The sequence below is a fragment of the Caballeronia sp. GAFFF2 genome (genome assembly GCF_023631485.1).
GTDB lineage: Bacteria > Pseudomonadota > Gammaproteobacteria > Burkholderiales > Burkholderiaceae > Caballeronia.
This window is the reverse complement of sequence record NZ_JALQDA010000006.1, coordinates 75,545-88,541: the sequence shown is the minus strand read 5'-3', so window position 1 is coordinate 88,541 and position 12,997 is coordinate 75,545. Positions and strand designations below refer to the sequence as shown.

The window sequence follows — 12,997 nt, the reverse complement described above, 5'->3', positions numbered from 1 at the left end:
CGGGTTACTGCAACTCGGGTGGCAGCGGCGGCAGCACGGGCGTTCCTGCGACCACGCCGCCCTTGCCGACGATAAACACGCGCTGCGGCATCTTGAAACCGCGCAGCTTGAGCAGATCGAGCGGTCCCGCGCCAACCTGTGCCTTCAGGTCGTAGTGCAGCGGAAAGCCGCTGTCCTGATTGAAGGTCAACGCGTAGCTTGTGCTGTCGAGCGGCTTTACTTTGGCGGTGCCAAGCAGACGCAACAGCGCCCAGTCACCATTCGCCTGGAACGCGATGCGCGTGCCCGCCGTATCCGATTCCCACGTCAGCGTCGTGCGCCCATTCTGACCGTTGCTCGGCCACACGATCGACGTGTACTGCTCCAACTGGTTGAAGTACTCGATCTTCGTGCCATCGATCGTCAGCACATTGCGCGTTACCTCAGGCGTCGGATGCGGCATGAGCTGGAACCGATAGTTCGCATCGCCCTGCGTGTAGAGTTGCGCGCCCAGCGTCGATAACTGGCGCAGCGCCGACAGGAACTCGGGATCGAACTGCAGCGCTTGCGGGGCGAGGTCGTTCGGGACCCATGCGTTGCCTTGCTGCTGCAAGATACCGGCGAGTTGCGTCGTCACGAAGCGCCAGATCAGCCCCGTATCGGGCTTGATGTAGCGGCCAAGTTCGACGAAGGACGCGTCGGCATCCGTGTCGGCGAACGGGTAATGGCCGTCGAATGAACTGGCGAACGGTGCGGCCACTGCCGAGCGCCACAGGTCGTTCAGACTGGCCGCGGCGGGTTGCAGAATCGTTTGCCATGCCACATCGAGCGGACGAGCGAACAGCGCGTCACCGAAGCCTGACCATTGCGAGCCGAGGCTCGCGGCGGTGAGTGCGGCATCGTCCCGCGCCTGCGTGAGTTCGGAGAGCTTGCCCTGAAACACGGCCTGCGCCATTTGACGCGCCATCGCCTGCGCATCCGCGCCGGTGGCGATCTGTTGCAGCTTTAGGCGCATGGTGGTGGCGACTGTCAGAAAGTGCGCGAGGCTGACGCCGCTGAAGTCGGCTGCGTTTTTGCTGCCGGATCTGCTGTTGGCTTTGGCGCCTGTCATCACGTCATCGCCCATCAGCGCGAGCAGCGGGCCGAAGGGTTTGTCGAGTGGATTGACGATCGGTTCGCTCGGGTTGTTCGTCTTTGTACCGATCATGTCCTGAGCCTTGCGCACCAGCGTGTCGGGCAGCGCCTGCGACGGACGGCCCGCTCCGGCCTGATATTCGACCGACTTCATCAGCGCGATCAACGGTGATGTCTGCGCATCGGTCAGGCGCGTAAGCTGGCTGATCGCTGCACTCAAGTTCGTGGCAGGCTGCCACTGGATGCTGTTTAGCATCGACTGCCACGCGGCGGCGTATTCGGAGAAGTAGCGCGCCCGCAGGCGCAGGCGCACTTCCTCCATGTCCTGCTGCGCTTCGAGCGCCGCACCGGGCACACGTGCGGCGCGTGCATCGGCGAGCACCCAATCGGCGCTGACGCGGCCTTCCTTCGCGGCCTTGTCGATGGCATCGCTCACGATCCCGTCCCACGCGGCGCGCGTATAGACGCCGGGAACCGTATGCGCCGATGCGAACAGGCCGCGCGCGTCCGCGCCGTTGAGCAGTGTCGGCAAGGTCATATCCGCGTACTTGCCTTTCACCTGCGCGATCACGGATTGATAGAGCGTGTCATCGGAGTTTTGCAGACCGATCTGGTTGACCAGCGTGTTACGCGCCATGCCGACGAGATCGCTTGATCCGCTGAGACGCCATTCGGGATGCGCGCGGAGATGATTGGCATAGAAGGAGGCGAGGCGCTGCGAGAGATCGAGCCACTCGCCGGTGCGCATGTCTGGGTTCGCGGGCCATGCGCTTGGGAGTTGCCTGGACAGGAACGCGGCATCGGCGTGCTTCGGGTCAGCGAGCATCAGATAGGCTTTAAGCGCGTCGTAATCGCGTTGTTGCTCGTCGGCGTTAGGCAAAGCGTCGGCGCGGGCTTGCGATAACTGCGTGAGCGATGCTTCGAGGTGACGTCCAATCGGATCGCGCAGGTTTCGTGCGGCGATCGTCGAATACGGTTGCCAGAGTGCGGCCAACAATTCGTCATTGCGATTCAGGCCCGCGCGCAGATACCACGGTGCACCGTGCTGCTGGCGGTATTCGAGCTTCTCGATTTGCTGTTGAAGGTCGAGTTGCCTGCGTAAAGCGGCAGAGGTGTTCGGTTGAACGGCGAGCGCCGCATCGACCGTACTGCGCGCATCCTGAACGAGGGAGCGGTTGCCGATGAACGAGATCGTCATCGCCGCGCACCAGGCGATGGCGCCGATCATCACCAGAGCCGCCAGCGCGTTCGGCCAATAAAAGCCGATACGCCGTCCTTTGCGCGGATCGACGCGTGCGCCGATTTCACGCCAGATTGGCAGCAGCGCGCGCGGTTGCTCACGCGGCACTGTCGTCTTGTTCGCAATCCGTTCGGCCACTTCCTGCGCAACATCTTCCTCGTGTGCAGGAATTGGCGTCGGAACGGCGGGCGTCGCATAGACCGGCGCAAACATAACGCCCGCGAGCGATGCACGACGCCACTTCGATGCACATAACGTTTGCCATGCGCTCACGATTTGCTCGCGCCGCACATCGAGATACTGCGATATTTCGGCCAGATACCAAACCGGCTTCGCGTTGCCCAATAGCGCCACGCCAACGTCCGCTGCCGCCTTTTCGATCACGCTCAGTTCGTGCGTCAACAAGTTGGTCGATGCTTGCGTGTCCGCGTTCAACGGCGTCGGAATGAATGCGCCCAGCGCATGAAATTCGTCAGGGCGCTCGCCGCGTACGCTCACCGTGTGCAGCAACGTCACCGGGGCTGCCCAGCCCAACTCACGCGCCAGATTCGAGAGCGCACGGGGCCGCTCCTCATTCACCGGCAGCGCTTCGCTGGCCTGCATCACGGGAATGACGGCATCTACCGGGCGCGCGCGGCGCAAACGGCGAAGCTGAGTGCGCCACGTTTCAGGGTCGATGCCATCGGGCGCGGCATGCACGAGGATCGTATCGCCCACCCGCAGTACGGCCGATTGCTTGAGACCGGGCGCGACTTCATCGACGAGCGCTTCTTCGCCCGTGAGCATGAGCCACGGCATCGCGCTTCGCCAGCGCCATCCGATCGAGACGCGCAGTTCGTCGCACAGCAATTGCAGACGAGGATCGCGCTTCTGCGCTTTCGCGGAACGCGTCGCTTTGCCACTTTCACCGATATCGCCGATCCATCGCGCGAACTTCCTGTACAGACCGAGCCACAGCGCCCCCGCGTGCACAACCAACACGACCGCAAGCACAAGAACGATCCTGAGCAACGCAGAAATGCGCATTTCCAGCGACGTGAGACCGGTGATGTCGGCACGTCCCCACCATGCGAGCGCACCCAAAAGCGCAGCGATCAGGAAAGCGCCCAGCGCGACGCCCCAAATGATAAGGAAACCAGACGATAGTGATGTGGAAGCTTTCGATTCAAGCGCTTTCAGGTTGTTGCCCGGCGTACTCGGTGTGGTCATGCAAAGGATTCGTGTTGACGTAGAGAATGGCAGACTGCAAGCGATCGACAATCAGGTGTGGGCCTGCCAAACGCGATTCGATCGCGGCTGCGATGGAAAGCCATGCGTTTGCTGCGCCTGCATTGCCCAATACGCGATCCAGACGGCCATGCGATTCGCGGGTGGCGATGCCGGTGAAAGAGGCTTGTTTGAGCGTATCGAGTAGCGTGCTGTCGTGATTGCGCTCGAGACGCGTGAGCCACGCACGTGTGATGGTCTGAGGTTCGGCCTTGCCCCATATCGTTGTGTTGCAAATGAGATCGCGCAGCGACTCGACGCCGGCCAGTTCCTCGACCGGGCGGTGTAAGGTCGCAAGCACACGTATCGGCTCGGGAAGTTGATAGAAGCCCGGACTCAGCAGCACCGCAACAGCCGCTTCGCTGCTGTTGGCGGGCGGATCGGCGTCATGCCAGGCGAAGGCCAGAATCAACAACGCGCGACGCTCGCGCGAGTCGAGCCAAGCGTCGGCCAGCATCAGATTGTGCGGCGCTGGCTCAGCCGCGCATTCGAGTGCGGGCGCGCCTGCGATGCGCAACGCATCGCGCGCTTGCTGTGTGCGCAGGTCCATTTCGTCGGGATGCGCCAGCACGCGCGCGAGCGGTGCGTATTGCGGACCATATTGCGCGAGCGCTTGCAGCGCCGGAATCAGCGGCGCGAGTGCATCGACGAGCTTCAGTACGACGGTGGCGATTTTAGGTACGGCTTCGCATGCTTGATCATGCTCTTCGTTCGCCTGGTCCTCATTGTCCTCGGGCTCGGGCTGCGGCTCTTCAGACCACGCTTCATCGTCGAAGCGGTTGTGAACGACGAGCCCCGCTCCGCTGCGTGGCATTTGCGATTTGAACAGCGGCGTCGTCATGGTGACGATTGCGCTCAACTTGGACGTCACGGATGGCACGCAGTAACCCACGCCCAGTACCTGCAAGCGCTTTTGCGCGATGCGCAGACGCGCAGCGAGCCGCGCGGCGCGCGCTGTGTTGCAGTTGTGCGCGTAGTGCCACATCGCTTCATATGCGATGCGCGCGAAGCACAACAGGCCGAGGAACACCGCGTGCGGGCCGCCAATCACAGCGACCCAGAACGCAGCGCCGCTCGCGGGTTCACTCGATGGCCACATCAGCAGGATAAGCGGCGCGCCCACCGCGCAGCACGTAAGCCAGATACCGAGCCACGGCAGCAGGCGCGGGCCATGTGCCGGATACGGATAAGGCTCACCGATGTCGGACAGATCAACCGGCATGTATTACGCGAAGTTCACGTTCTGCAAGGATGAGATAAGGCGACAGCCGCACGCGCAGCGATGATCCTGCATCGCGTAGGGCTTGCCGTCGCGATCGGGGAACCGTTCGTCGCCCTCGGCAATCGTGGTTTGACCGTGGAGGTCGCATTGGGCGCTGTCGTCGCGGCGCGCGAGTGCGCGGCCCATGAACGTGCTGAACGGCGAGCCGCTTGTGACTTCGCCGCCGTGCTCAAGTTTGTCGCCGTAGCGGATGGGGGATTTCATTTGCAAACCTTTTTATTTGCATGCCCAACTTGAGGACACGCATTACAGAAAGCTACCACTGACAACCCTTCTCAAGGCTAGGGGTGACGTTTGGATCAAGAATAAAGCTTGACTTTTTCCGTGTACCATAATTTGTATATACCATTGAATAAATGTTGGCTCCTTGACTTACCATTTCGTATTCACCGGTAATCTTTCCGCGATTAAATTCAAGCCACGTCGAGGTTAATTCGTCCGGCCTACCTGCACTCAACGTCTGTTCGTCAGCAGATTTCAGTACCAGCGGAATTACAGATTTCGAATTCTGATATCGAACAAACCCGCTTGAAAATTTCGTTGACTGATCGAAGAACATGCGAAATTCGAAGTCTTCAATGCCCTTAGTGTCTGATGAGAAGCAATAAACATCCGCAAGTGCATCGCAATGGGCTACCATCGGGATGAAAAGCGATAGAAGGGAAAGCACCTTTATCAGTTTTAATATCATAACTTATTTTTCACTCGGCTCGATCCGGAGGACCGAGGCTCCGTCTTTGCGTTTACGTAAATTAAACAGCTCCAACCCTGCCGTTCCTAGTCGATACGCAGTCATCTATACGCGTTTGAGCAACTAATATTTTTGTCTCTTTCCACCTAATACTAAATAGCATTGCGATGGCTTATAAATGTGACTCGCTTGACTCCAAACATAGATTACGTGAGTTTCCGGATAGCCAGGTGATGCCTGCGTCTATGTTTTCCATCGTATTGGGTTTGCAGTCACACTACGTTGGCTCACCGGAGAGAGACTGGCAACAGGCGGTGACGTAAGTACGACGCACCAACTCCCACCAGCGCGCCCCTCAAAAATTGTCCGTGAGGAATTTGTACCCGAAGTACGATCGCCCGTGAGAAGTATCTGATATCGGATCGGTTTTCCACTTCTCAGCAGGCATGGTAAGGCCTTCGGCCGTAAGGAAGGGGGACAACGCATGATTCTTATCTACACTCTTTCAAGAGCAGCTTAAGTGTGGCTAGCTGTTGTTTTGCGAAATGTAAATCTAGCTTATCTTCCAACCAACCTGGTTGATCCGCTGCTTCCTTTTTAATACGTTCGGATGCTTGCGAAAATATACTCAGATAATCCTCCGCAACCGTTACGCATGAGGAACTGACATTATTTATCTGCAAAACAATTTTTTCGGAATTCCGATTCAATTCGGATACCCCCTCCTCGTAGTACTGATGCAAAATCATTCCGCATCCAGAACCACAGGTTAGCCTATCGTTACTTGTGCGAGCCATACATTGCGAAAAAGCATCGCCGCTACTGTTTGGGCTCGCTGAGAAAACAGAAGCTGAGCAAGCAAGCAGAGCCGCAAAAAATAACGTGTCTTAAATTGTTTTTGGACGCGAGTCGCTCGTGACTTCGCCGCTGTGTTCGATTCTGTCGCCGTAGCGGATCGGGGATTTCATTGTGGGCTGAGCGTTTTAGACTTTGTTCGACACAGCACGGCTTCGTTTCTTTCGTAATACGTGCTAACCAATTCACGTCTGACGTTGTCAATTTGAAGGTTAACAAAGTCGTCCCCACAAGCGGGCCGAATATCGACGAATCGATGTTGTTTCAATGAGAATAGAAACACCATTGAGATCGTGTCTTTACCCATTCCTTCGTCCAGGTACCACACGGAAAAGCCCCTCGTCCCGTTAAAAGCATAGTCCGCTACAGCCAGATGCAGCGTGCTTTCGGTATCAAAAGTCAATACTTGATACCGTTCTTTTTTACCTACCTCCGAAATCTTAACTTTTACTGAGCTATCGACACGATAAATGGACGTCGTCACAGAAGGAGCCACACGAAAATTCTTGTACTGGTCCGCTGCGACAGTTGGTCCGGTCAAAAAAAACCATAGAACAAACATAAAAAGTTTTAATATTTTCAATTTAGTTCTCTATGCGAGTCAGATCCGGCTTTATTGCCGAGCGGTGAGCGGGCGTCAGCAACTCAGGGAAGAAGTCAGGCATCGCATCCCATAATTGGTTCAGCATAAACACTGTATAAGCCTGTCTTTCGTTGTAAGCATTCGGGCCACCGTTGACAAGTCGATTGACGAAACCTACGTTATCCGCTGAATAATCTCTACGCTGTTGAGGCAAGCACTTCTATTTTGACTAAGTCCATCAACAAGATTCATCAATCGATATATGTGCTGCTGACGAAAATTACTCAAGCATCGCCGAATCCTCTTGCTTTTTGTTCACCTTTCGTTGAAGGACGACGTATACCTCATTTAGGTTTTTTGCCAAATAATGAACTACATGCACTACTGTCAGTGACAACCCGCTCATTTTTTAATATGTCCCAAACACCTGGGTAAGAGTTTTCCTCGCAACCAACTTCTCCGTTCGGTGCAACAAATTTACCATCTAAGGAAATGATAGAACTACCAGCATCACCACTGCCTCCAAATGAAAACTTCTTCATATTGGAAAGCGACTGCCTGGGAATATAAGCGCCACGGAGAGAGACTAAATTTTTTGACGTACCAAGCTTAGCAATGGTCGCCAGCCATGTATAGGGCTGCACTGTCACAAAATCCAGCGCAACGTAGAGCTTTTGCTCAACATTGACATCTGTTAGAACACCAACATGTCCCGGAATATTATGTACATGTATTTTTTTATTATCGGAGCAATCTTCAAGATCTTTTTTTTCTACATATCCGCGACCGGAGACAATGATTGCAGCCTCGTCGTAAGTTTCTGTTGCATAAATAGCTGGTGCGTCCAATTTACACAACTGAGTAGTCGTAGCGTGATTGAATAATCGAATGGCGTCGCCTTGAACCTCATACTGGCCTTCCGCCATTATCGAACCCGAACTTAGCGACAAGAATCCGATTAACAATAAAAGAATATACTTCCTAGTCACAAATAATCTCCTTTGCTGCATGCGTATATTCTAATCTACGCGCGTCATCAATGTAGCCACCATTGATCGCATAGGTGACTGCTCTAGAAATCTCTCGTTCACTATTTCTTTCTTGATCGTTACTCGCAGCACGCAAAGTATCGCGATCAATTTCTTGCACCACTTTTGGCCGCTCAACACGTATATAGAATGCTCCGCTATCGATGCAATTTTCGATAAAGGCGACTCTATGTGGGTCCTCAATATTCGCTGGAGTTTTTGTCATGCCGTTTCGATCATGCCGCCTGAATGCTGCATCATTCCACCATGAATCCGTAAATGAAGAACGCGTAATCCAGCCCCGAAACAGCCAGTAACTTGCGTAATTGCTCCTGCCTGTAAGTTGCTTAAATCCACGCCCGCGAAATTTTTGAGCATCATCCTTGTCACAGTTTCCATTTTTCCAGTCGTAGCTACCCGCTACCCTGCCACCGTGGCTATTGAATTTCTCAGATTTAAACCAGAGATCTTCTTCTGACGGCACTTGTCCGTACCAATGCCCGAGATCGGATTCTGATATTTTCGAGGCTGGATTAATTGCGGCACCGTGAAGCGCGCCCGCGGTGACAGTTCCTAGCATGCTTGTTTCTTGCATTGACATCAGCCATGCACTCTCGACAGCACCTTGCCCCAAAAAATGTGCTAATCGCGAGGGGGTTGCAAGGACAAACTTCCTTGTCGCGAGGTTTAGCGGCGTTAGATATGTAGACCGCAACTCTTCTCCGCTAGGGCGGACATTTCTCGGATAATGGTTGTCGGAATAAATCCGTTTGAATTCATTCGCACTCAACCACCCACCCTTCCTAAAGTGCCGAATAAACGCAAGCGGATGGAAGAACCAAAGCTTGTTGTCCTCACCCGACTGCACCTGCACTTGCCCCATGAACTGCGACTGCTCCACAAACTCGATGAAACGCGTGTACCCGTCAGGATCGAGATCCTTGCGCTTTCCAAAGAACCCCTCCGGCTCTTTTAAGCCGCCGTATCGAGCTTCATTGTTACTCGCGTCCCACTCGCTCTTCGCGTGACAGATAAAGCCCTTTAGCTTGGCGCGTACCGCCGCCTGTCCCTGTACGTACGATTTCAGGCTCTCCTCTTTACTGAATTCCTGAAGCGTAGCCGCATCAGGCGACTGCAGATCGCTCACGCCGGTGATCCGGCATAGCTCGTCATATCCGCACAGACCAGCCTGATCAAAAGGCGTATTGCCGTCCTCGATCTTCTGCCAGTCCATAAAGAACGGGAAATCCGCATCCGACAGTGTCTTCACTGTCTGCTGATTCACATTGATATATCCGACCTTGCCCTGATCGAACGGCACAGCCAGCCACGTCGCCTGTGCCTCTGCCGACAGCGAGGGCGTATCCGTACTCAGAATCCGCCCGAAGCGCAGCATCTCGTAGCCATCGCTCGGACACGTTCCGTACAGCTTCGTGGCACGTTCGTATAACTGATACTCGTATTCGTCGAACTTATCCTTGATCGGCTCATCCGGCGTAAGCGCGACCAGCGTACCATCGCCCCGATCGATCCACGCGCGCATGAACCGCTCGCCGCGACTGAAATACGTCTGGACATACAGCGTATTGCCATCGCCCAAGACGCCCTCATTCAGCGCCGGAAAAAATGGCTTTGGGGTGTGTCCTCCAGTGTTCAGGCTTGCCATTCCCGGAGGCACGCTGACGAATGCGGATTTCTCAGGGATGACGAAGTACGTATGCCCCCAATAGTCCTTTGACGCTGGCGTCTCTGGGTGCGACTCTCCCAGTGCCACCTTATGACCATTCTGCTCAAACCACGCCGTGAAATCCGCCTCGGTCATGAAGATCTCGAAGTGCAGATGCGTCTCGTTGTGATACTTCCCGACATAGCCGAGCTGATCCTTGCGATACACCTTTTTGCTCCCGCCGGGTTGAACGCCTTCGGTCTCGGCGAGCAGCCACGCAGGTAGCGCGTTAGGCGAACTGTTTTGCGGAGCCTGGCTTGGCTGCAGCTGCGGCACAAGCCCCTGCATGCTCACGAGGTCGAGCAGGTGCATGTACAGCGAATAAAACGTGATCGTGCGACCTTCGCCCGTGTCGGTCGTATGTTTGAGCAGCACGAAACTCGTATTGCTGTTCAGCGCATTGGTGCCATCGGACTTCTTCTGCCCATCCGATACTGCATTCTGCGCCACGCGATACGCCACGACCTCGCCATCAGCAATCGCGCGCACCGGCTCTTTCTGGCCAAGTCCGCAATCAGGCACCAGATGCATGCCGCAATGCCAGCGACGATCCGAGGCAATTGGAAAGACGCCGCTATAGGTCAGCTCGAACTTATCCACCACATCCATCATCGGATCGGTTTTCCACTTCTCGGCGGGCACGGTGAGGCCTTCAGCCGGAAGGAACGGGGGGCTGATAATCATGTTTTAGCGAGATTGAATATAAGTTTCTGCGAGCTTGAAATCGCTCTTGGGTAAATTCGGCAGCGGCGGATTCAGGCTCTGCGGCCCCTCAAACGTGAACGACGCCGCCTTGATCTTGAAATCCCCCGGACAGACCAATTCGATGCTGCCGTTCTCGATCTTGATCGCCGCGCCGCCGCAGGCGAGGACGGCGCGGGTTTTGCCGTTGACGAGCACATTCGCGTTGGCGCTGGAGACGTGCAATTGCTGGTCGGCATAAAGGTTCAGCGTGCTGTCGTGAGCCTGAATATCCACCGGGCCTTTTGCGAACAGCTTCATGCCCAGCTTCTGCGCACACAGCGAAATCAATTCGCCCGCAGCGACCGTGAAGCGCCTCACCGCACTGATATCGACGTGCTTGCCCGCATTGACGATCACGTTGTCGCCCGCCGCCTGCTGCACCGAGCGCGGCGTCACGAAGGCCATGCCGCCCGGCGCGCTCGCGAGCAGGCCGGCGCTTTTGAGTTGATCGAGCGTGTCCATCAAGCTTGCCTGCGTATCACGATCGGCAGGCTCGGCCTTCGCCTGCGTCGTCGCCTGAACCAGCGACGTGACGCGCGTCAAAGCCGATTGCAGTTCCTTCAGCGCGGCGTTCATCTCCAGATGCGGCGCATTCGGACTCGACAACGCATCCGCAGAAAAGAACAGCCCCTTCGATCCGTGAATGGTCGCGTGGCCCTGCGTGTGAATTTCGACGCCTTCACCGCGAAGCTGCTTCTGGTTGTCCACCAGATAGCCCATGCTCACCGACGACTTCTGATAGATCGTCGCCAGCTTCACGCCTTCGCGGCCTTTGAAGTCCTCGAAGCGCACCTTGTTGGCGAGCAGCGCCGAGCGCCACACCGAACGCGAGTTCCAGCCCTCAAGCCCGTGAACGTGATTCGTGTGTGAATAGTCGAAGGCGGCGAATCCTATATAGGGCCTGTCGATATCAGAATTTGTGAAAAAAATTCTGACTTCCGTTCCGGGTAGCAAGGGCGCATGAAACCCGCCTTCGCGCGAGGCCGACGGCGTCATCAGCCGTAGCCGCATGCTGTTCGATCCCGACTTGCCCGCGCCACGATGGAAGTGAAACCTGACCAGATACCGGCCATGCGCGTCTAAATCCGCATAGGGGCTGCCCTCGGCGCTCGATTCGATCGTCGCGATGATCGAGCCGTTCATCCATTTCCAGTCGCGCTCGGGGACGTACTCGGGCCGCCATATCTTGTCCGCAGGCGTGGCTTCGAATTCGTTCAGAACCGGCTTGGAGAGCGAACCCGTCGTCTTGAGCTTGACGATCACCAGACCATAAGGCGCTTTCGGCAACTTGTGGTTGGTGGTCGTCAGCACCCAGCCCGGATACAGCCCGGCGATGTTCGTCGTGCCAGCGTGAATGACCTGCTTCGAAGCAATGTCCTGCGCACGAACTTTGGTGAGCGCCTGCGCCTCTTCCGGAGTATGGAAATGCTCGCTGCTCCGATTGATTTGGCCATGGAGCGTTTTGTCGCCTCGATCCACATACGCGATCGCGGACACCGGCGCATTGGGCGTCCGATAGTTGTGATCGCGCAACTCGACGCTTTCAGGCAGCAGCGTCTGCCTGCGCTTGATGCTCAGCAGCGCTTCGTGAAACTCGCCGTCCAGACCATTGGGACGGATGTAGGGCACGTCGATCGAACGCATGTAACCGTTCGCACGGTTATCCACCACGAGCGTATCGCGATGGGTTTTACTGTCGAGCGGAGCGTGCCTGAAGTACCAATACAACCCATGCCGTAAGCACTGACGTCGGAAAAATTCAAGAACACTTTCCTCGTGCATCAGCAGTTGATCGTAGCGCTGATCGACGCCCTCAAAATTCAACTCGATATCATGCGGAAAGAGATGTTCACGATCGACCAATAGCTCGTAGAAAATGTCCTTGAGCGTCTTCTGTAAAAAGACGTTTGACGTCTTCGTCAGATCGAGTAAGGACACACGTGGCGCGATCTTCAGACGGAATTGCGCACCATCGTTGCTTGAACTCTGGTGCGTGAATTCACGGACTACGCCGTGCAAGGTCCGCGCGTGACGCGATGCGGTGTCGAGGTACTTCAGCGCCGCGCGCTCCTCGACGACGAAGGACACGTTCTTGCCGAGAAAGTGGACGCCATCGAGCGTCTGATCGTCGGAATAGATGAGGATATCGAGTTCGAACAACTCGTTCATCGCTTCCGTGATGGTGTATTCCAGCGGACGGACCGGGACCTTAAGTCCTGCGACAGTCAATGAGAGGTGCTGGGAAAGCCATGCGTTGCGATCTTTGATCGCCGTCAGAAAATCGGTTGCAGCCATGTCTTGCGTTGCCTCGTGTTCGAAAGGACGACGAAATTACTTTTTCGACCACGGGCCATTGTGACGCAATAAATCGCTGCCATTAGGCAATGAACTGAGCGGGATTCTGTAGGAACCGCTGAATATTCCGCAGATTCAAGAAGTTATATGCGTGTGTGCTGGAACGGTTCAGGT

General features: G+C 55.9%; 7 protein-coding genes. All 7 read right to left on the bottom strand.

Going from position 1 to position 12,997, the window contains the following annotated elements; genetic code table 11:
- Nucleotides 1-4 precede the first annotated feature (4 nt).
- The 7 genes from NCT04_RS02960 to NCT04_RS02930 all read right to left on the bottom strand — a co-directional run bounded on the left by NCT04_RS02960 (nt 5) and on the right by NCT04_RS02930 (nt 12,823).
- Nucleotides 5-3,562 (bottom strand): ImcF-related family protein, encoded by a 3,558-nt coding sequence (locus NCT04_RS02960; protein WP_250463376.1) that lies wholly within the window; start codon nt 3,560-3,562, stop codon nt 5-7.
- A complete protein-coding gene (locus NCT04_RS02955; protein ID WP_250463374.1) occupies nt 3,519-4,841 on the bottom strand; it encodes a KPHS_23130 family T6SS system protein in 1,323 nt (440 codons plus the stop codon). The genes NCT04_RS02960 and NCT04_RS02955 overlap by 44 nt, the downstream gene beginning before the upstream one ends.
- 3 nt (nt 4,842-4,844) lie before the next feature.
- A complete protein-coding gene (locus tag NCT04_RS02950; protein ID WP_250463372.1) occupies nt 4,845-5,105 on the bottom strand; it encodes a PAAR domain-containing protein in 261 nt (86 codons plus the stop codon).
- A gap of 1,451 nt (nt 5,106-6,556) precedes the next feature.
- Nucleotides 6,557-7,030 (bottom strand): hypothetical protein, encoded by a 474-nt coding sequence (locus NCT04_RS02945; RefSeq protein ID WP_250463370.1) that lies wholly within the window; start codon nt 7,028-7,030, stop codon nt 6,557-6,559.
- 344 nt (nt 7,031-7,374) lie between these two features.
- A complete protein-coding gene (locus tag NCT04_RS02940; RefSeq protein WP_250463368.1) occupies nt 7,375-8,019 on the bottom strand; it encodes a hypothetical protein in 645 nt (214 codons plus the stop codon).
- The gene (locus NCT04_RS02935; protein WP_250463365.1) at nt 8,012-10,468 is read right to left on the bottom strand and encodes a M23 family metallopeptidase; all 2,457 of its coding nucleotides are present in this window, start codon (nt 10,466-10,468) and stop codon (nt 8,012-8,014) included. Before NCT04_RS02935 ends, NCT04_RS02940 begins: the two co-directional genes overlap by 8 nt.
- Before the next feature lie 3 nt (nt 10,469-10,471).
- Complete coding sequence (locus tag NCT04_RS02930; RefSeq protein WP_250463363.1) at nt 10,472-12,823, bottom strand: type VI secretion system Vgr family protein; 2,352 nt, start codon at nt 12,821-12,823, stop codon at nt 10,472-10,474.
- Between the last annotated feature and the right edge of the window lie 174 nt (nt 12,824-12,997).